This is a genomic window from uncultured Imperialibacter sp. (assembly GCF_963974565.1).
In the GTDB taxonomy this organism is placed as follows: Bacteria; Bacteroidota; Bacteroidia; order Cytophagales; family Cyclobacteriaceae; genus Imperialibacter; species Imperialibacter roseus.
The window spans coordinates 26988-45459 of sequence record NZ_CAXBCJ010000012.1 but is presented as its reverse complement, the minus strand read 5'-3'; the positions used below and the strand labels follow the sequence as shown (position 1 = coordinate 45459).

General features: G+C 47.3%; 21 protein-coding genes. 11 read left to right on the top strand and 10 right to left on the bottom strand.

All coding sequences use genetic code 11. From position 1 onward, the window contains the following. The first annotated feature begins 31 nt into the window (after window positions 1-31). Complete coding sequence (locus AAC052_RS17190; protein ID WP_339814769.1) at window positions 32-481, top strand: hypothetical protein; 450 nt, start codon at window positions 32-34, stop codon at window positions 479-481. A gap of 153 nt (window positions 482-634) precedes the next feature. Further along, window positions 635-1315, top strand: coding sequence for a DUF1080 domain-containing protein (locus tag AAC052_RS17185; RefSeq protein WP_317492373.1), 681 nt, complete (start codon window positions 635-637; stop codon window positions 1313-1315). A 43-nt stretch (window positions 1316-1358) separates the two neighbouring features. Here AAC052_RS17185 and purB read toward each other — a convergent pair whose 3' ends face one another. From purB to AAC052_RS17170, 3 genes are all read right to left on the bottom strand, one after another. Then, window positions 1359-2702 carry an adenylosuccinate lyase gene (gene purB / locus AAC052_RS17180; RefSeq protein ID WP_339814768.1) on the bottom strand — a complete coding sequence of 448 codons (1344 nt, stop codon included), beginning with the start codon at window positions 2700-2702 and terminating at the stop codon, window positions 1359-1361. A gap of 107 nt (window positions 2703-2809) precedes the next feature. Beyond that, on the bottom strand, window positions 2810-3208 hold the full coding sequence (locus tag AAC052_RS17175) for an SRPBCC domain-containing protein (protein WP_152000667.1): 399 nt from the start codon (window positions 3206-3208) through the stop codon (window positions 2810-2812). Between the two features lie 225 nt (window positions 3209-3433). Then, a complete protein-coding gene (locus AAC052_RS17170; RefSeq protein ID WP_339814767.1) occupies window positions 3434-3745 on the bottom strand; it encodes a hypothetical protein in 312 nt (103 codons plus the stop codon). Window positions 3746-3902: 157 nt separating this feature from the next. Here AAC052_RS17170 and AAC052_RS17165 point away from each other — a divergent pair, with 157 nt between their 5' ends. The 7 genes from AAC052_RS17165 to AAC052_RS17135 are packed head-to-tail and all read left to right on the top strand — an operon-like array spanning window position 3903 to window position 10639. Next, on the top strand, window positions 3903-4523 hold the full coding sequence (locus AAC052_RS17165) for a TetR/AcrR family transcriptional regulator (RefSeq protein ID WP_317488215.1): 621 nt from the start codon (window positions 3903-3905) through the stop codon (window positions 4521-4523). Between the two features lies 1 nt (window position 4524). After that, window positions 4525-5796: a TolC family protein gene (locus AAC052_RS17160; RefSeq protein ID WP_339814766.1), complete on the top strand. Its 1272-nt coding sequence runs from the start codon at window positions 4525-4527 to the stop codon at window positions 5794-5796. Window positions 5797-5808: 12 nt separating this feature from the next. Then, window positions 5809-6705 (top strand): HlyD family efflux transporter periplasmic adaptor subunit, encoded by an 897-nt coding sequence (locus tag AAC052_RS17155; protein ID WP_339814765.1) that lies wholly within the window; start codon window positions 5809-5811, stop codon window positions 6703-6705. A gap of 4 nt (window positions 6706-6709) precedes the next feature. Further along, on the top strand, window positions 6710-7639 hold the full coding sequence (locus AAC052_RS17150) for an ABC transporter ATP-binding protein (protein WP_339814764.1): 930 nt from the start codon (window positions 6710-6712) through the stop codon (window positions 7637-7639). Next, on the top strand, window positions 7636-8361 hold the full coding sequence (locus tag AAC052_RS17145; protein WP_317488211.1) for an ABC transporter ATP-binding protein: 726 nt from the start codon (window positions 7636-7638) through the stop codon (window positions 8359-8361). The genes AAC052_RS17150 and AAC052_RS17145 overlap by 4 nt, the downstream gene beginning before the upstream one ends. Window positions 8362-8389: 28 nt before the next feature. After that, window positions 8390-9496, top strand: a complete 1107-nt coding sequence (locus tag AAC052_RS17140) for an ABC transporter permease (protein WP_339814763.1) — start codon at window positions 8390-8392, stop codon at window positions 9494-9496. 12 nt (window positions 9497-9508) lie between these two features. Further along, window positions 9509-10639, top strand: coding sequence for an ABC transporter permease (locus AAC052_RS17135; RefSeq protein WP_339814761.1), 1131 nt, complete (start codon window positions 9509-9511; stop codon window positions 10637-10639). A gap of 29 nt (window positions 10640-10668) precedes the next feature. Here AAC052_RS17135 and AAC052_RS17130 read toward each other — a convergent pair whose 3' ends face one another. The 7 genes from AAC052_RS17130 to AAC052_RS17100 form a co-directional block, all read right to left on the bottom strand. Then, the gene (locus tag AAC052_RS17130; RefSeq protein WP_339814760.1) at window positions 10669-11286 is read right to left on the bottom strand and encodes a nucleotidyltransferase family protein; all 618 of its coding nucleotides are present in this window, start codon (window positions 11284-11286) and stop codon (window positions 10669-10671) included. Next, complete coding sequence (locus AAC052_RS17125) at window positions 11243-12445, bottom strand: XdhC/CoxI family protein (protein WP_339814759.1); 1203 nt, start codon at window positions 12443-12445, stop codon at window positions 11243-11245. The genes AAC052_RS17130 and AAC052_RS17125 overlap by 44 nt, the downstream gene beginning before the upstream one ends. Before the next feature lie 103 nt (window positions 12446-12548). Then, window positions 12549-13013 (bottom strand): CBS domain-containing protein, encoded by a 465-nt coding sequence (locus AAC052_RS17120; protein ID WP_317488206.1) that lies wholly within the window; start codon window positions 13011-13013, stop codon window positions 12549-12551. Between the two features lie 159 nt (window positions 13014-13172). Next, window positions 13173-13565 carry a (deoxy)nucleoside triphosphate pyrophosphohydrolase gene (locus AAC052_RS17115; protein WP_339814758.1) on the bottom strand — a complete coding sequence of 131 codons (393 nt, stop codon included), beginning with the start codon at window positions 13563-13565 and terminating at the stop codon, window positions 13173-13175. A gap of 3 nt (window positions 13566-13568) precedes the next feature. Beyond that, window positions 13569-14006 (bottom strand): hypothetical protein, encoded by a 438-nt coding sequence (locus AAC052_RS17110; RefSeq protein WP_317488204.1) that lies wholly within the window; start codon window positions 14004-14006, stop codon window positions 13569-13571. 153 nt (window positions 14007-14159) lie between these two features. After that, a complete protein-coding gene (locus AAC052_RS17105; protein ID WP_317488203.1) occupies window positions 14160-14684 on the bottom strand; it encodes a DUF2911 domain-containing protein in 525 nt (174 codons plus the stop codon). Window positions 14685-14758: 74 nt separating this feature from the next. Continuing rightward, window positions 14759-15553 carry a hypothetical protein gene (locus AAC052_RS17100; protein WP_339792453.1) on the bottom strand — a complete coding sequence of 265 codons (795 nt, stop codon included), beginning with the start codon at window positions 15551-15553 and terminating at the stop codon, window positions 14759-14761. 220 nt (window positions 15554-15773) lie between these two features. On the opposite strand from AAC052_RS17100, the gene lepA reads away from it, so the two are divergent. Both lepA and AAC052_RS17090 read left to right on the top strand, forming a co-directional pair. Continuing rightward, on the top strand, window positions 15774-17561 hold the full coding sequence (lepA, locus tag AAC052_RS17095) for a translation elongation factor 4 (RefSeq protein WP_317488201.1): 1788 nt from the start codon (window positions 15774-15776) through the stop codon (window positions 17559-17561). Window positions 17562-17571: 10 nt separating this feature from the next. Next, the gene (locus AAC052_RS17090) at window positions 17572-18450 is read left to right on the top strand and encodes a bifunctional 5,10-methylenetetrahydrofolate dehydrogenase/5,10-methenyltetrahydrofolate cyclohydrolase (protein ID WP_317488200.1); all 879 of its coding nucleotides are present in this window, start codon (window positions 17572-17574) and stop codon (window positions 18448-18450) included. Window positions 18451-18472: the final 22 nt, after the last annotated feature.

The following is an 18472-nucleotide window of genomic DNA, read 5'->3' as shown; positions in this document are numbered from 1 at the left end:
CATGCGTCTTAGGCTTCCTGTTTTTTTAATAATGCTGACCACAGCTTTCTATCTTGGGAGCTTGTGCACAGCAGCAGCTCAGTCGAAAGAGAGGCCCATTGACAAGGATTCCCCATCGTGGGTGCTGAAGCAAAAAAAGAAAAATGAGGCTAAGAAGGACTTCCCCAGGCAAGAATACCCACGCTATATTATCATAACAGAAACAAAAGGGGTGCTTTACGGAAACCCTTGCGCCCTTCAGGAAACGCACAAGATGGGCTTTGAGTACGTGTTGCTAAAGGAAGGGCAGCCGGGCTACGAGACCATGTGGAAGAAGATGACCAACAATTTCTTTGTGAAGACGGGGCTGGTTTTTCGAAAATCTCCCTTTTGGAAACTCATACTGAAGCACAGGATCGAAGACTGCCGAGTCAATACCGGCGACTTTATTGGCGACGCTTCCGCTACTGAACCAGAGTATATAGCGCCCATCTCTTTTTGACCTTGCCCGCTTCACAACCAAAATTGACCATGTGCCATTCATTAGGTACATTTAGGTATATTCACTAGGTAAAAAAATAAAATCATTTCTACTTAGGGTTTTGAAGTTGAACAACGCCTTTTGGGCACAAAACACATCAATATGAATAAAGTAATGAAAAGCTTAAGCGTCATGGCTATGGTGATGCTTTCTTTTTCCTTTGCTGCCAATGCGCAAAAAGGAAAGTGGGTTTCTCTGTTTGATGGGAAAACCATCGATCAGTGGCACATTTACAACAAATCAGGAGTTGATCCGAAATGGCAGGTGGAAGATGGTGCCATTGTGCTGACTGCCGGCGGCGCTGGCGACCTGGTTACCAACAAGGATTATGGCGATTTTGAACTAGAGCTGGAATGGAAAATTTCTGAAGGCGGAAACAGCGGCATCATGTTCCATGTGATCGAAGACGCCAAATACAACGCTCCTTATTACACAGGCCCTGAAATGCAAGTGCTTGACAATGAACGCCACCCGGACGCCAAGCAAGGCAAAAATGGGAACCGTCTTGCGACGTCTTTGTACGACATGATCCCCCCAAGCGACCCCTCAGCTTACAAGCCAGCGATGGAATGGAACAAAGTGAAGTTGGTGATCAAAGACGGCAAAGCCACTCACTACATGAATGGCAAGAAAGTGGTTGAATACCCAACAAGCGGCCCGGTTTGGGATAAAATGGTCAGTGAAAGCAAGTTCGCCAAGTGGGAAGCTTTCGGAAAATCATCAACAGGCAAAATTGCCTTGCAGGATCACGGCAACAAAGTGTGGTTCCGTAATATCAGAATCAGGGAACTGTAGAAAGTTGTTGACCACTGGTAAAAAGCCAAGGGTCAATGCTTTCTTAGATTCCCGTGAAACTGAAAGGGCTGATTAATCTCAGCTCTTTTTTTATGTCTTCGCCTACCTCCAGCTCATCAATAAAAGTGCTGATGCTTTCCTTGGTGATTTTGGTATTGGTGCGGGTGAGTGCCTTCAGCGTTTCGTACGGGTTGGCGAAGCCTTCCCGGCGAAGCACTGTTTGAATAGCTTCGGCTACCACCGCCCAGTTGTCCTCCAGATCGGCATCAATGGCCGCCTGATTGAGCTCCAGTTTGCCAATGCCTTTTGCCAACGAAAGCAGCGAAATATAGCTATGGGCAATGGGTACACCAATATTTCTTAATACCGTTGAGTCCGTAAGGTCTCTTTGCAGCCTTGAAATGGGCAGCTTGGCGGAAAGGTGCTCGTAAATGGCATTGGCCATGCCAAGGTTGCCTTCGGCATTTTCAAAGTCGATTGGATTCACCTTGTGTGGCATGGCCGACGACCCAATCTCACCGGCTTTGATGCGCTGCTTGAAGTAGTTCATCGAGATGTACTGCCACACGTCCCTCGAAAAGTCGATTAAAATTGTGTTAATGCGTTTCAAACCATCAAAAAGAGCCGCCATGTGGTCGTAGTGCTCAATCTGTGTGGTGGGAGAGCTCCTTTTCAGTCCAAGACTATTGCTTACAAAACCGTTGGCGAACTCAGCCCAGTTGTAGGTGGGGAAGGCCACGTGGTGTGCGTTGAGGTTGCCGGTGGCACCACCAAATTTGGCCGCAAACGGTATGTTTTCCAATCCTTTTACCTGCTCCTCCAACCGTACCTGAAAGACTCTGATTTCTTTGCCAAGACGGGTAGGCGAGGCAGGCTGGCCGTGAGTTTTTGCCAGCATAGGTATTTTCTCCCAATCTGCGGCCATGGCTGCCAGTGAAGCAATTATTTCATTCAGCTTGGGCAGGTAAACCTCCTGCAGAGCCTCCTTCAGGCTTAGAGGAATGGCGGTATTGTTGATGTCCTGCGAGGTCAGGCCAAAATGGATGTATTCTTTATAGGCTGAAAGGTCGGCAGCTTCCATCTTCTGTTTGATGAAGTATTCCACCGCCTTCACGTCATGGTTGGTCGTTTTCTCTATTTCTTTGATGGCCAGCGCATCTTTCTCCGAGAAATCTTTATAGATGGCTCTTAGCTCGGCGTACCTGGCTGTTGGAAAAGTGCCAAGAGCAGGCAGTGGTATTTCACAAAGCGCTATGAAGTATTCGACTTCTACCTGGAGTCTGTAACGAATCAGTCCCCACTCAGAGAAATAGGGAGCCAATAAAGCGGTTTGTTTTCTATAGCGACCGTCGACCGGCGATATGGCCGTTAAATGTGTTAAATCCATGCGAAATGTGTTAGCTGCCAAAAGCAAGCCGCAAAATTACGGAATTATGGCCATAACTAAGGACAAGAACAGAATAAAGCTGAATGAGGCTAGACTGCCAGGGTTACCTAGTCCTCAAAATACGCTTTCAGAGGCTCCCAGTAATAGTCGATCCAGCCCTGGTCAATGCTGTCGGCCACTTCTTCCGGCACGCCGAGCTGTTTGAAAGTAAGAAGCGTGCCACCTGGAACTGCCGTAAACTCGTAGATGACCCTGGAGAAGTGATCTTCCGGCCAGCCGTCTTCATCGGCTTGCCAGGTTTGTACAATGCGCTTTCCATAAGAAAGCTCCACGTTTTCACCAAAACAGTAGCCGTCGAAAGCGCTGTGTTCTCCGCCTACTTTTCCGTCGTTTTCTGCTGGACTATCAGTAAAGTCACTATGTTTTTTGGGGTCAAGAATGGCTTCATAAGCCTGATTGGGTCCTGTTTTCAGGATTACCTTGTGGTGTAAGTCACGAGTTTCCATTTTTCATTCCAGACGGGCTGGAGTGTTTTGTGTTGGTTTGGTATTACTTTAATTTTTTCAGGTGGGAAAATTAGAAAAGCTTTCAAAATATCTTCTCAACCCTGTTGTTTTTTTTCACTAGTAAAATACAAAAACATTGAGAAAAAACCATGGAAACAGGTCTTTTAGGTGAGCCAAAAAGAGCCCTTTGAAGACCGAAATATTTTAGCGGCAACCGTAAATAAGTCAAGATTGCTTTTCTATTGACCTGAGCAGTTTCACAACATTTCCTGTTAGCTCCGATGAAAGCCGAACATCCACCAGCACTTCTTGCAGATGCTCGATAAAAATTTCTCTTTCTTCCTGAGATCTGTGAAGTGGTATTTTTTCGATCAGCTCAATGAGCGAGTCAAGTCTTTCATTGGCCAGTCGGCTGTCCAGAAGAATTTCCCTCACCTGAATAAGCAGTTTATACTCAGGCAGCACAGGCATTTTGGCGAGCTTTTGCTTGAGCTCAAATTCCGTCCAGGGCCTGGTGAGTATTTTGTCCGACATCATAAATCATTAAAGGATTAATCTAATCTATTTTTGCCAGAAAATCGAAAATTTGTTTAAAGCGCTGTTAGACAATGACATACGATTAAATATCACTTGTTAACCAAAAAATTTAACCAATTGGTTAAACCTTTCGGTTAATGCTTCGTATATTTGCATCATGACGAAGGATGTAAGTACAGAAAGAAAGATACTGGAAGCCGCCAGGGAGGTATTCATTCAACAGGGAATGGCGGGAGCGAGAATGCAGGAAATTGCTGACAAGGCCGGCATCAACAAAGCATTGCTGCACTACTATTTCAGGTCCAAAGACTTGCTTTTCGAAAGGGTTTTCATGGAGACACTCCAGTCAAATGGCCCGGCCCTGTTTGGTATTCTTGGGAAGGAAATGCCCCTAAAAGAAAAGTTGATGCAGTTTGTGGAGCACTATGTGGAACTGATGAAGAACAATCCCTTCATGCCTCTTTTCGTCATTAACGAAATTTCAAGGAACCCCGAGAAGCTGTTTGGCAAAATTGGTTCGCAAGTTTCGCAGGTGGCGATGGGGCTGGGTTTGCAATTGAAGGCTGAAGCGGCTAAAGGTACCATAAGACCTATAGAGCCAGTGGATCTCATCAGCTCTATCATGGGGCTGTGCGTTTTTCCTGTCATTGCAAAGCCTATTCTCAGGCCGGTCTTCGGACTTAGTGAAGAAGACTATAACAAATTTCTTGAGCGAAGAAAGAAGGAAGTTCCGGTGATCATTTGGAACTATTTAACCGACAAATCAACAAACGAATAATATGAAGAGGTTTGTACTAACAATGAGTGCAGTGGCGATGGTGGCCGGGGTTTACGCCCAGGAAACCATCAGCCTGCAGGGCTGCTACGAGCTGGCACTTCAGCACACACCGCTTTCGGGGCAAGCAGCTCTTTATGGAGAGTTGGCAGCTTCCAAAGAGGAACGGCTGGGACTGGCGTATCGTCCGCAAGTGAGTCTGAATGGGCAGTGGAGCTATCAGAGCGACGTGTTTTCATTGCCATTCAGTATTCCAGGCGCTGAAACGCCGGAAATTCCAAAAAGCCAGTACCAGGCTACCGTGGGCATCGAACAGAGTATTTACGACGGCGGCATGGTCAGGCAATCGAGAGAAGCTTCCAAAAGAGAACTGGCGGCCAATCAGCAGAGAGTGGAGGTCGATCTGTACAAGGCAAAGGAGTCTGTGAACAGCTTGTATTTTGGTGTACTCAGGATTCAGGAAGCCGAAAAAAACCTTGAAGCTGCCAGGAATACCTTGCTCGAGCGAAAAAAGGTGATTGATGCGGGATTCTCGACTGGCGTGCTTTTGCAGAGCGATAAGTCCGCCTTCGAAAAGGAAATCCTGACCATCGAACAACAGCTTGTAGCGGCAGAGGCCGAAAAAGAAGGGCTTGTAGCCATGCTGGCTGACAAACTTGGGCAGCCTCTCTCGGTAGATGCAGTATTAACTCTTCCTGGCGGCACCATTCCGCTGGAGGGTGAAGCAACAATCAACCGGCCGGAGCTCAGCTATTTGAGTGAGCAGAAAACTGTGCTTTCTCAGGCGGGGGAGCTCATTGCTGCGAGAACTAAGCCGAAGGTAAGTGCTTTTGCCAGAGGAGGCTTTGGTAGCCCCAATCCTTACAATTTCTTTAAAACCGACCTTAGCGGGTTCTATATGGCGGGAGTGAGGCTTTACTGGCCACTATTCGACTGGGGAGCCAGCAAGCAGGAGCGACAAGAGCTGCAAATTCAGGAGCAGCTGCTCGAAAACAGCCGCAGCGATGCCATGAGCCAATTCGAAAATGGCACCCTGCAATGGAGAAAGAAGTGGTTGGCCTCTGACGAGGTAATGAAAAGGGATGCCGAGATCGTCAGGCTGCAGGAGTCAATTGTCAGGGAATACGCTGCCAGGCTCGAAGGCGGAACTGTCACCTCTTCCGACTACATCACTGCGCTGGATCAACTTACAAGGGCAAAAATTACGGCCCGCATGCACGAGATCGACAAGGCATGGTATCAGGTACAATACTTTACACTTACAGGAAATCTTTAAGGAACTATAGCAATGAAAATTTTCACATACACAGCAAGTGCATTGCTGCTGATCGGGTTGGCAGGATGCAACAAAAATGAAGAGAGGTCGGATGCTTATGGCAATTTTGAAGCGACCGAAGTGCTGGTTTCTTCGGAAGCTACTGGCAAGCTCCTGCAGCTAAAGGTGGAGGAGGGCAGCCAGGTAAAGGCCGGCGCTGCCATTGGACTGGTCGACACCCTTGGCCTTCATTTGAAGAAAAAACAGCTGACGGCCTCCAAACAAGCGATCAGAAGTAAACTCCAAAACGAAAAGGTGCAAATAGATGTGCTGCTTGAGCAGAAGGAGAACCTTGAAAGGGAGATCAAACGGGTGGACAAACTGTTCGTCGAAGGGGCAGCAACTGCAAAGCAGCGGGACGACCTGCATGGCGAACTGAAAGTACTGAATAACAGGATTGACGCCACCAAAAGCCAGCTAAGCACAGCCAACAGAGGCTTATTGTCGGAGTTGGCTCCGCTTGAGGTGCAAATGGAGCAGATAGAAGATCAAATTCAGCGCAGTGTGCTGGCAAGCCCGCTGGGAGGAACCGTGCTCTCCAAATATGCTGAAGCAGGTGAGATCGTCACTTTTGGCAAGCCGCTTTTTAAGGTAGCCGACCTGAAGGAATTGACACTGAGGGCCTACGTAGATGCACCGCAGTTGGCCTCCATCAAAATTGGCCAAAAGGTGAGGGTGCTAACTGACGGCACCGACGGCAATTTGAAAGAGAATGAAGGAACGGTGTCATGGATCTCGTCATCAGCCGAGTTCACACCGAAAATCATCCAAACAAGGGAAGAAAGGGTCAATTTGGTGTATGCGATCAAAGTGGTGGTGCCCAACGATGGGGCATTGAAAATAGGAATGCCAGGTGAGGTTAAATTCTAAGGTCATGGAAAAGCAAAACGCAGTTATTGTAAAGAAACTGGTGAAAACCTATGCCCATGTGGAGGCATTGAAGGAAATTTCTCTGAATGTTAAAAAAGGAGAGCTGTTCGGGGTAATTGGCCCCGATGGTGCCGGCAAAACTTCACTTTTCAGGATCATGTCTTCACTGTTGCTGCCCGATAGTGGCGAAGTAAATGTGCTGGGCATTGATGTAACCAGAGACTATGCTTCAATTCGCAAAAAAATGGGCTATATGCCTGGTCGGTTTTCTCTTTATCAGGACCTGAGCATTGAAGAAAATATCAACCTTTTTGCCTCCATATATGACACTACGCTGGAAGAGAATTATGACAATATCAGGTATATATATTCTCAAATTGAGCCTTTTAGAAAGCGCAGAGCCGGAGCACTATCGGGTGGAATGAAGCAGAAGCTGGCCCTTTGCTGTGCACTAGTGCATAGTCCCGAAATCCTGTTTCTCGATGAGCCCACCACTGGCGTGGACGCTGTGTCGAGAAGCGAGTTTTGGGAAATTCTTCAAATGCTGAAAAAACGTGGGATGACCATTTTGGTATCCACTCCTTACATGGACGAAGCCAGCCTTTGCGACCGGGTGGCGCTCATGCAAGATGGCCGCATTCTTTCGGTAGATACACCGGCAAAAATTACTGATGCCTATGCCTATTCCTTGTTGGCCATCAAAACAAACGAAAAGTACAACATGCTTTCGTCGCTTCGAATGCTGGAGCAGGCCACACTGGTGTATCCATTTGGCGAAAACATCCATGTAGTGTCCGACAAAGGCAAGCTGACGAGTGAAGAGCTAATCAAATACCTCAGCGCTCAGGAGATGGAGAACTGGGAGATAGTGGAGGTAGCACCAGATATAGAGGACTGCTTTATTGCGCTGATGAATCAACATGTAGCGGCATGAGTAGTTCTATCATAGAAGTGGAAAACCTCACCAAGAGATTCGGCACCTTCAAGGCCGTCGACTCCATTTCGCTCGAAGTGAAGCAGGGAGAAATCTTCGGGTTTCTGGGAGCTAATGGCGCAGGTAAAACCACCGCCATGAAGATGCTTTCAGGCTTGCTCAGCCCCACGTCTGGCAAGGCGGTGGTAGCTGGTTTCGATGTGTTTAAGCAACAAAACCAGATCAAAAAATCCATAGGATATATGAGTCAGCGGTTTTCGCTCTACGACGACCTGACCATCAAAGAAAATATACGGTTTTATGGTGGCATTTATGGTTTGAAGAGAAAGCAGTGGAAGGAAAAAGGAGAGGCGCTGGTTAGAAGACTCGGGCTCGACGAAGTGGAAGGCAAGCTCCTGAAAGACTTGCCACTGGGCTGGAAACAAAAGTTGGCTTTTTCCATAGCCATTCTTCACGACCCCAAGATTGTTTTTCTTGATGAGCCCACTGGCGGAGTAGACCCCATTACCAGACGACAGTTTTGGGAGATGATTTACGAAGCAGCCCACGACGGCATCACCGTGTTTGTAACCACGCACTACATGGACGAGGCGGAATACTGCGACAGAATCTCCATGATGGTGGATGGCAGGGTGGAGGCCTACGATACACCGGAAGGTCTGAAAAAAAAATACGGTGTAAAAACCATGAACGAAGTATTTATCAAGGTGGCCCGTCCATAGGATGCGCCAAAAAAGATAGCATTTCACTATGAAAAGACTGACTTCACTTATACGAAAGGAGTTTTACCACATCTTCAGAGACAAGCGAACGTTGTTGATTCTCTTTGGAATGCCGGTGGTGCAAATCCTGCTTTTTGGTTATGCCATCACCAATGAGATCAAAGATGCGCACATTGCCATCCTCGATCAGTCGAACGACGAGGTGTCCCGCAGGTTAGCTGATAAGCTGGTTGCCTCCGGATACTTCCTCCCTGACGGACAGGCTGAAAGTATTGACGATGTTGAGCAGCTGTTCAGGGAGGGCAGGATAAAGATGGCTGTGGTAGTCGAGCCCAATTTTGCCGATAAACTCCAGCATGAAGGAAAAGCATCGGTGCAGCTGCTGGCCGACGCCACCGACCCGAACATGGCCAATACGTTGGTTAATTACGCCACAGCCATCATCCAGAATTTTCAACTGGAACTGAACCAACCCGGGCAGCCCCCCATTCTTGTGGGTGCGGAGGTTAGGCTTCAGTACAACCCCAGCCTAAAAGGCGTGTTTCTCTTTGTTCCTGGTCTCATCACCATACTGCTGATGCTGGTATCGGCGATGATGACATCCATTTCGATAGCCAGAGAAAAGGAAACTGGCACAATGGAGGTATTGCTGGCATCACCTATGAACCCCGGTCAGGTGATTATTGCCAAGGTGGTGCCTTACTTCAGTCTGGCATTTCTTGATGCTGTAGTGGTGCTGCTGCTCGGAAGGTATGTCTTTGGCGTGCCTATAATGGGAAGTGTGCCACTTTTGCTGGCAGAGATCATGCTCTTCATCATCATGGCGCTGTCGCTGGGCATTCTAATTTCCACCGTAGCCCAAACTCAGCAAACGGCGCTGTTGCTTTCGCTAATGGGACTGATGCTGCCGACAATTCTGCTTTCAGGTTTCATTTTTCCTATTGAGAATATGCCCTTGCCACTGCAAATCATCTCGCACATTATCCCGGCCAGGTGGTTCATTGTTATCGAAAAGGCTATTATGCTCAAGGGGGTCGGCATCGCCTATTTCTGGAAGGAAACCCTTATTTTGATTGGATTTACCGTGTTTTTTATTGGGATGAGTATCAAGAAGTTCAATGTCAGACTTGGTTAAACTGAAAACACCATGAGAATTATTCTTTACCTCATACAGAAAGAGTTTTTGCAGATTTTTCGCAACAAGACCAACCTGCCCATTTTGTTCGTGATGCCGGTGCTGCAGCTGATTGTTTTGAGCTACGCTGCTGACTTTGAAATCAAAAACCTGAAGGTATACTGGATGGACAACGATCAGAGCAGCGCAAGCCGACAACTCTACCGTGATTTGACTGCCTCGGGCTACTTTACCATAGCAGGAACTGGTTTCGACCATGCGGAAGCCGCAGCGGCTCTTGACAAAAACGAGGCTGATCTGGTAGTGGAAATACCGGCGGGCATGGAAAAGAAGCTGGTTCGGAAAGAACCACAGCAATTGCAGGTGATAGTGAATGCTATCGACGGCACCAAAGCTGGTCTGGCCAACTATTACTTTGGCAGAATCCTTGGCGACTACAATCAGCGGGAGGTGGCAGCGCTGCAAATGAGGGTGGTGGCCAGTGGGCAGCCCATTGCCCGGCAAGTGATCAATGTCGGGTCGTCTTTCTGGTTCAATCCAGAGCTCAATTACAAGACCTTTATGGTGCCCGGCATTTTGGTGCTTTTGGTCACGATGATAAGTGCATTTTTGAGCTCAATGAACATCGTTCGAGAAAAAGAGATTGGCACCATCGAGCAGATCAATGTGACGCCTATTCAGAAATACCAGTTTGTGATTGGCAAGCTTTTGCCTTTCTGGCTGCTTGGCCTCATGGTATTATCAATTGGCCTTATCGTGGCCAAAGTGGTGTTCAATATCCCGTTTGTAGGTAGTGTTGGGCTTATCTATGCTTTTTCGGCTGTCTACCTGCTTTTAATTCTTGGCTTTGGGCTGTTGATTTCTACGCTCACCGACACACAACAGCAGGCCATGTTCCTTGCCTGGTTCTTCCTGGTCGTTTTCATCCTAATGGGTGGACTCTTTACGGCTGTTGAGAATATGCCTGGCTGGGCACAAACCATCACCTTGTTCAACCCTGTCCGGTACTTCATTGAGTTCGTGCGGCTTGTGATGCTTAAAGGTGCTGGCTGGCAGGAGACCAGGTTCTTTTTCGCAGTGATTTTCGGTTATGCTGTGTTGTTGAACGGACTGGCAATTTTGAATTATAAAAAGACGGCTTAGGTCGGGAGGAGGATGAGGCTTTTACGGAGTCAAAGCCCAATAGCCTTCAGGTCCTCCAAAGTGTCAAGGTCAATGCTCGCTTCAGGCAGGGGATAGCTGAGGACTTCGGCATCAGATAAATTCTTTAGAATTTTTCTCGCACCCTGATCGCCTTTCAATAACAATAGTTGTTCGAAATAGCTGCGGGGGAAAATGGCCGGAACACCAATGATTCCGGAATAGGCCGCACCCAAGACTTTACTTTTATCGTTGAGCCATTTACCGACCATTTCTGAGAGGTGCTTTTCTGACACAAACGGCTGATCCACAAGCAGAAACATGACGGCTTCAGCATCTGTCGGAAGGCACGCTAGTCCGGCTTTTATCGAGGTACTCATGCCCTCGGAGAATTGGTCATTGTAAACTTCGGTGTACGAAAGCCCGGCAAGCTCAGTGCGCACTTCTTCCCGTTTGGCGCCGGTAACCACAAAAACGTTGTGTTCGTTTCCCAGCGCCCGTGTAATAGTAGCAACACGATGGCGCACCAGGGTGGTGTCTTTGAATGGTAGCAGCTGCTTGGCCTGCCCTAGCCGGGAAGACGAGCCTGCCGCCAGCAGAACGATGCTAAGCTTTGCCTTTTTTGGAACCTGTGGCATTGAGCTGCTCATAAATATTGTTTAGCAGTCTGTCGTCGTAGGCACTGCGGTCGTGTATAGGGCCGTCAAGATGTTTCAGGTAGCCGCCTTTTGAATTGTTGAAAAACGCTTGAATCTCGGCAATGACCGACAGCGCAATTTCATCGGGTGTTTCTGCGCCCAGGTCGAGACCAATGGGAGAATGTACGGTTGCTGCCCAGGTATCGCCGGGGTAGATACCTTCCTCTTTCAGTTGGTCAACCATTTTATCGAAACGCTTCTTAGGGCCCATGATCCCCAGGTACGCTGGCGGGTTCTTGATCAGCTCTTTGAGCACTGCGTAGTCGTACTTGTAGTTGTGCGACATGAGAATGGCGGCACTGAATCTTTTGAACACGATGTCGGTAGACACGTGGTCACGCTGGCACAGGGTCACGTTTTCAGCATCAGGGAAACGCTTAGCGCCGAGGTGAGCGATACAGTCGTCGGTTACTGTCACTGCCCAGCCCAGGTTTTTTGCCATCGATGTCACCGGTGCCGCATCGAAACCGCCACCAAAAATTACAAGCTGAATACCAGGATGCAGCGTTTCTACCAGCACTTCTACCATGGCCTCATCCACTGTGTATTGGCAAATGGCAGGGCGGTTGGCGACAAAGGCTTTTTGGGCATCAGCAGCGATGAGGGTTTCCAGATTGACGTTGTTGATGGTACTGTATTTTTCTCCCAATCCGTTAAGCAGAAACCGCTGCCCCTGATAGGGATTTTCAGCGAGGGACGAGTCGAAAACCGTGGCCATTACGGCCAGCTCACCCCGCTCCACGAACTTTTCAAGCAGGTGAATGGAGTTGAAAACATCCAGTTCATTGATAGGCTCAATCAGCACGTCAATAATGCCGTTGCACCCAAGCCCTACCCCGAGACTGGTGGCGCTATTGTCGTCCATGGTGTCATAAGTAACAAGCGACGGACGATTGCTCAGGATTGCCTGACGAGCTTTGCGGAGTGCGTCACCTTCCAGGCAACCTCCGCTAATAGCACCCGTCCAGCGTCCGTCGTCTGTCATCAGCATTCTGGCACCCGGCCTTCTGTAAGATGAGCCGTGCACCCGCATAACTGTGGCCAACGCTGCTTTTTGCGTAGAAAAATTAACCTTTCTATAGGCTTCAATGATGCTTTTTGCCTCTTTCATAATGTCACTCCAATTTACAACACTTCATCAATTCCTACCACCCATTCAAAAAAATAAACCCCATAAAGGGGTTAGTTAATACATATTTAAGACCAATCAAGTTTCACCAGGTGGTACCTTTTAAATCCCTGGCCGCTTTCATGATGTCTCGTCGGCTGATCTGGCCTTTCAGCACACCTTTGCTGTCAATTACAGGAAACCTGCGGAAATGAGTGGTGAGAAATTCATTGGCCACGTCAAAAATATCTTTGTCTACATCCATGGTTTTCACCTTTCTCGACATGTAATTTTTCACCTTCCCCTCGTGATTTGGGTGGTTATGATAGGCTGAATCAATAATAATTCTCAGACAGTCTTTTTCGGAAAGCATTCCTACCAATTCGCCAGCGTCGTTCAGCACCGGGCCACCAGAAATCCGCTTGTCCAACATAAGGTCGATTGCTTCCTGAATATTTTGATCCGGATGAAAAGTGAAGACATCCTTGACCATGTAGTCGGTAACGGGGGCGTATTTAATGGGTTCGACAGTCCTGGTAGTACCAGTTTCTTTTGGGGGAGTAAAATTCATAGTCAGTTGTTTAAGTGATGTGACAGGTTATTAACTACACCTGAATAAACCAGGAAGTATAAGTTACGGAACTATCGGGAGGAATCAAACTAGACGCTCGATGTTTTCTGTAAAATCAGTAGATTATTTTGACTGACCGCCATTTACAGTACAATATGCTTAAATAGGAGAATTTTCGATATAAGATTTTATTTGGGGGATAAGTAGTATATCGGCGCCGCTCAAGTCTACCGCCGTCAGGTCTTGCACTTCTACCCAGTCGAAAGCCAGGTGTTCGGTAAGGTGAATTTCTCCACTTAGCCACTGGCAATTCCAGGCCGTCAGGTTGATGCGGGGCACCTTTATTGCTACGGCACCGATTTTCTCAATAGGGCCCACTTCGATGGATAATTCTTCTCTGATTTCCCGGGTAAGGGCGGCTTGCTCCGTTTCTCCCGGCTCAACTTTGCCTCCGGGGAACTCCCATTTGAGCCCCTCTTTTGTGTGAGCAGGACGTTTTGCTACAAAAATTTTTGACCCACGCATAATAATAGCACAAACAACTGAAAGCATGGGCTAAAAAATCTCTACTCTGCTGAGCAGCATGTCTGATTCAAAGGTGTTGTTTTGAAATGACAAGGTGAGGTCTTTTTTATCGAGCGAAATCTTGCCACCCAGCATATCGATAGCCGAATATTCTATTTCCTGCTTGGTTAAAATGTCAAGGTAGTAATCTTCGTTGGCACGTCTTATCTCAAAACTAAACTTCTGTACCAGTCGGTCTTCACGAAAAACCTCGGCGTTTTTACCAGAGATAAGTACCTTGTAGAGAATGCCCGTTTTTAGCGTGCTTACAGTGATGGCACCAAATGGAGTGGGGTACTTGGTGTTCACCCAAATCCAAACGCCACTCACCTCAGCATTCTTTTTATTGATGGCTTCTTCAATCGGGTCAACTTTGGAGCATCCGGCCAAAAGCACCAAAAATGTCAGAAAAAATAGCGCTTTTGTCATAGGATAAGCTTAGAGTAAATGCAGTACGACGGAAGGTCAGACATGCTACCTCCATCAATTTAAGAAATAAACAGTTATAGTCCTCTGCATCCTTACCGGGCAAAACAAAAAAAAGCGAGCTGTGCCCGCTTTTTACTTTTGATTTCAGTCTGATTACTTTACGTTGAACGACACGTCCAGGTCGCCCCATAGCAAGCTTACCTTGCCCGACTTATCTATGGTATAGGTTAACCTTTCGGAGGCGGAAGCGGCTTTTTTCGACTTTACTTTTACTTGCAAAGCATCTTCTCCTTTATTTTTCTCGTAGTCAAATGCGCCCCAGGTATCCCAGGTTTTGTTGAAGATCAGTGTCCAGTCGTCGCCGTTTTTCAATGTAAAAAATGCATACTTTCCAGCTGGGAGTGCCTTGCCTTCGATTTTCACTTCTTTGTCGACTTCGAATACAGTGGCGTTGTTGGCACCAGCTCTCCATACCTTGCCTTCCATTGGTTCCACGTCTTTCCCCATTGTTCTGCCCTTCAAAGCGGGCGAGCTGTAGTTGATAGATACGGTGGCTCCACTCTTTATCTTTTCTGATACCGACGCAGCAGGGCTTGGTTTGTCCTGGGCGAGAAGGTCGCCGAAAGCAATGGTGAGCATTCCCATACAAAGCGCAAAAATTTTGTAGCTAGTTTTCATGGTGTGTGATTTAGTTAAAGGATATCACTGTAGACGGACTAGCTACCCAAAATGTTTTGGCCTGGATATTCGTTTCAATAAATGGTTCCGATCCAGTCAAATACGTCCACCTTCACATACTGTGAGTATTTGCCTCTGAAGTCTGATATGGCAATTTTCAGGTTGTTTCTGCTTACTGAATCTTCGTCGAGATAAAAAACGAAAGCAGACGTGCCAGCTGGAGTGGCGCTTGCACGCCTGAGGGATACTTTGCTTTCTTCATCGATGAGAAAATAAGTATAGTCACCTTTCACCAGAGCGGTGTCGGCAAGCCCGTTGTCGCTAAGGAGGTCAAAAAAATTATCTACAAGGGTGTTTGACTGCTGCGATTCGGAATATTTCTGGATGCTACCCCAAAGTATGCCTTCGGGCATTCGGTAAACCTGCGGATTCACAAACGCAAAGTCATCGCTTTCGGTCATGTCCAGCGTATAGCCAGTGTCGGAAATCACAAGTGTACCTGTAGAGGCTGGCTTGTCTTTCACTTTCAGGCTTAAGTTGTAGGTTCCATTTACTATTTTTGAAAAGGAATAAACATTGTAGGCAGGGCCGGTTTCGGAGCGGCAAGTACTGTTTTTGTAAATCTCATTGAATACGATATCAAGTTTGTTTTCCTCCGCATCTACTGTCATTAAGATGTTGTAATTGGAGCATTCGTACAGATTGGTCGACTCAAATAAAATTTGAAAGAAAGGATCTTTTGCGCTTACGTCCTCAAGCATTGTAACATTAATTTTGCTCGTGATAGGGCCCTGAAATTCGTCGCTATCCAGGCTGCACGAGAATAAAAACCCTAACCCCACCACTGCAATGATTGCAATCTTCTTCATACACTATTTTTTTTGGTATTAAGAGACAAATTTGGCAACAAATGGTTGGAATGCCTCACCGCAAAATTGCATTTCACAAAAAAATGTCGGTTTTACCTGTGAGGAAATTGCAGATCGCTGAAATACAGTCCAGTTGATGCTCGCCAATCCCAAACTTTGTTTGCACAGGCTCTTCAAATCATAAATTATTACCTAATTTTGCAGACTTTTAAAGGAACGTATGGATCACATCCGCAATTTCTGCATAATAGCACACATAGATCACGGTAAAAGTACCCTGGCCGACAGGCTCCTTGAGGCCACCCACACCATCACCGATCGGGAAAAGCAGAATCAGCTTCTTGACAACATGGATTTGGAACGGGAGCGAGGCATCACCATTAAGAGCCACGCCATTCAAATGAACTACAAGAGTGGTGGCAAAGACTACGTACTTAACCTGATCGACACACCCGGCCATGTTGACTTTTCTTACGAGGTATCACGCTCCATCGCCGCCTGCGAGGGAGCACTCTTGATTGTTGATGCATCACAAGGTATTGAAGCACAAACTATTTCCAATCTGTACCTGGCTTTAAACCATGACCTCGAAATCATACCTGTGCTCAACAAAATTGACTTGCCTGGTGCTATGGTTGAGGAGGTGAAAGACCAGGTAGTAGAATTGCTAGGTTGTACCCGGGAGGAGATACTGCTGGCCAGCGGAAAAGAAGGCATTGGCATCGACGATATACTGGAGGCGATCGTTCACAGGATCAAGCCACCCAAAGGAGACCCTAACGGCCCGCTACAGGCAATGATTTTTGACTCCGTATTTAACTCTTTCAGAGGTGTTGAGGTTATTTTCAGGGTGTTCAACGGCACCATGAAAAAAGGAGAGAAGGTAAAATTCATGAACATCGGGAGTATTTACGATGTGGATGAAATAGGCGTGCTGAAACTTAAGCAATCACCAAAAGCGGAAATCAGCGCTGGCAATGTAGGGTACCTGATCTCTGGCATCAAAGTGGCCAAGGAGGTAAAAGTAGGGGACACCATCACCCATGTGGACAGGCCGGCAGCGGTCGCCATCAAGGGTTTTGAAGATGTGAAGCCGATGGTTTTTGCGGGCATCTACCCCGTTGAAACTTCGGAATACGAAGAGCTTAGGGCATCGATGGAAAAGCTGCAGCTCAACGACGCCTCGCTTGTGTGGGAGCCGGAGACATCAGCCGCTCTTGGTTTTGGCTTCAGGTGCGGATTCCTCGGCATGCTTCACATGGAAATTATCCAGGAACGCCTGGAACGTGAGTTTGACATGACTGTGATTACCACGGTGCCTTCGGTGCGGTTTCATGCCACGCTCAAGGGGGGACAAATGATGAAAGTAAGTGCACCGTCGGAAATGCCCGATCCCATTGCTTTGGATTTCATCGAAGAGCCTTTTATCAGGGCCCAGATAATAAGTAAATCAGAATATATCGGCCCCATCATTTCTCTATGTATCGACAAGCGGGGCGAGATCAAAAACCAGGTATACCTTACCTCCGACAGGGTAGAGCTGACGTTCGAACTGCCGCTGTCAGAAATCGTATTTGACTTCTTCGATAAGCTGAAAACAATTTCCAGGGGCTATGCTTCTCTCGACTATGAGCTCATTGGCTATCGTCAGTCGAACATGGTGAAGCTGGATATTATGCTTAATGGTGAGCGGGTCGACGCCCTTTCCGCCATTGTGCACCGGGACAAGGCTTACGATTGGGGCAAGAAACTCTGCGAAAAATTGCGTGAGTTGCTGCCACGCCAAATGTTTGAAATAGCAATTCAGGCGGCCATTGGGGCTAAAATCATCTCCAGAGAAACTGTGAAAGCCATGCGTAAAAACGTGTTGGCTAAGTGCTACGGTGGTGATATTAGCCGTAAGCGCAAACTGCTCGAAAAGCAGAAAAAAGGTAAGAAACGGATGCGCCAGGTAGGCAATGTGGAAATTCCACAGGAAGCCTTTATGGCGGTATTGAAAATAGACTAAACCATAAAAGATGCCTCAGATACTTGATGGTAAAAAGGTAGCTGCAGAAATTAAGCAGGAGATTGCGGCCAAAGTAAACGAACTGGTAGCTCAGGGTAAGAGAGCACCTCATTTGGCCATCATTATTGTTGGTGATGACGGGGCAAGCCACACCTACGTGAATGGTAAGATCAAGGCTTGTAAGGAAGTTGGGTTCGACTTCACGCTTATGCACTTTGCCAAGACCATCTCTGAGGAAAAGCTCATTAAGCATATTGAACAATTTAACGCTGATACGGATATCGATGGTTTTATCGTGCAGTTGCCTTTGCCGGAGCATATTTCAGTAGAAAAAGTGACTGAAAGTATTTCGGCCGAGAAAGATGTCGATGGGTTTACCAATCAAAACTTCGGAAGTATAGGCTCGCAAACCCCTTTGCTAATGCCTGCTACGCCTTTTGGGGTGATGGAACTGCTGAATCGCTACAAGATTGAAACCAAAGGAAAGTATTGTGTGGTGGTAGGTGCCAGCAGACTTGTGGGGGCACCGCTGGGCATACTCATGACCCAGCAGGGACAAGCCACAGTAACACTTTGCCACAAATACACCGAAAACATTTCTCAATACACCAAAAATGCCGACATCCTGCTGGTGGCCGTAGGCAAACCACATCTTGTCACTGCCGACATGGTGAAGGAGGGTGCTGTTGTGGTAGACGTGGGAACTACGAGAATCGATGATCCTACCAGGAAATCCGGATTCAGGTTGGTGGGTGACGTGGACTACGAAAATGTGGCGCCAAAGACGTCTTACATTACACCAGTGCCGGGAGGCGTGGGGCCAATGACCATTGCCTCACTGCTGATGAATACGCTTCGTGCCTACGAAATGCTTCTTGAAACAGCCTGATACCATATTGCCTTCAATAAAA

What these genes read in the sequence shown, in the direction of transcription:
- AAC052_RS17190 (WP_339814769.1), top strand. Translation starts at nt 32, where the DNA reads ATGCTGACCACAGCTTTCTATCTTGGGAGCTTGTGCACAGCAGCAGCT.
- AAC052_RS17185 (WP_317492373.1), top strand. Translation starts at nt 635, where the DNA reads ATGAAAAGCTTAAGCGTCATGGCTATGGTGATGCTTTCTTTTTCCTTT.
- purB (WP_339814768.1), bottom strand. Translation starts at nt 2,702, where the DNA reads ATGGATTTAACACATTTAACGGCCATATCGCCGGTCGACGGTCGCTAT.
- AAC052_RS17175 (WP_152000667.1), bottom strand. Translation starts at nt 3,208, where the DNA reads ATGGAAACTCGTGACTTACACCACAAGGTAATCCTGAAAACAGGACCC.
- AAC052_RS17170 (WP_339814767.1), bottom strand. Translation starts at nt 3,745, where the DNA reads ATGATGTCGGACAAAATACTCACCAGGCCCTGGACGGAATTTGAGCTC.
- AAC052_RS17165 (WP_317488215.1), top strand. Translation starts at nt 3,903, where the DNA reads ATGACGAAGGATGTAAGTACAGAAAGAAAGATACTGGAAGCCGCCAGG.
- AAC052_RS17160 (WP_339814766.1), top strand. Translation starts at nt 4,525, where the DNA reads ATGAAGAGGTTTGTACTAACAATGAGTGCAGTGGCGATGGTGGCCGGG.
- AAC052_RS17155 (WP_339814765.1), top strand. Translation starts at nt 5,809, where the DNA reads ATGAAAATTTTCACATACACAGCAAGTGCATTGCTGCTGATCGGGTTG.
- AAC052_RS17150 (WP_339814764.1), top strand. Translation starts at nt 6,710, where the DNA reads ATGGAAAAGCAAAACGCAGTTATTGTAAAGAAACTGGTGAAAACCTAT.
- AAC052_RS17145 (WP_317488211.1), top strand. Translation starts at nt 7,636, where the DNA reads ATGAGTAGTTCTATCATAGAAGTGGAAAACCTCACCAAGAGATTCGGC.
- AAC052_RS17140 (WP_339814763.1), top strand. Translation starts at nt 8,390, where the DNA reads ATGAAAAGACTGACTTCACTTATACGAAAGGAGTTTTACCACATCTTC.
- AAC052_RS17135 (WP_339814761.1), top strand. Translation starts at nt 9,509, where the DNA reads ATGAGAATTATTCTTTACCTCATACAGAAAGAGTTTTTGCAGATTTTT.
- AAC052_RS17130 (WP_339814760.1), bottom strand. Translation starts at nt 11,286, where the DNA reads ATGAGCAGCTCAATGCCACAGGTTCCAAAAAAGGCAAAGCTTAGCATC.
- AAC052_RS17125 (WP_339814759.1), bottom strand. Translation starts at nt 12,445, where the DNA reads ATGAAAGAGGCAAAAAGCATCATTGAAGCCTATAGAAAGGTTAATTTT.
- AAC052_RS17120 (WP_317488206.1), bottom strand. Translation starts at nt 13,013, where the DNA reads ATGAATTTTACTCCCCCAAAAGAAACTGGTACTACCAGGACTGTCGAA.
- AAC052_RS17115 (WP_339814758.1), bottom strand. Translation starts at nt 13,565, where the DNA reads ATGCTTTCAGTTGTTTGTGCTATTATTATGCGTGGGTCAAAAATTTTT.
- AAC052_RS17110 (WP_317488204.1), bottom strand. Translation starts at nt 14,006, where the DNA reads ATGACAAAAGCGCTATTTTTTCTGACATTTTTGGTGCTTTTGGCCGGA.
- AAC052_RS17105 (WP_317488203.1), bottom strand. Translation starts at nt 14,684, where the DNA reads ATGAAAACTAGCTACAAAATTTTTGCGCTTTGTATGGGAATGCTCACC.
- AAC052_RS17100 (WP_339792453.1), bottom strand. Translation starts at nt 15,553, where the DNA reads ATGAAGAAGATTGCAATCATTGCAGTGGTGGGGTTAGGGTTTTTATTC.
- lepA (WP_317488201.1), top strand. Translation starts at nt 15,774, where the DNA reads ATGGATCACATCCGCAATTTCTGCATAATAGCACACATAGATCACGGT.
- AAC052_RS17090 (WP_317488200.1), top strand. Translation starts at nt 17,572, where the DNA reads ATGCCTCAGATACTTGATGGTAAAAAGGTAGCTGCAGAAATTAAGCAG.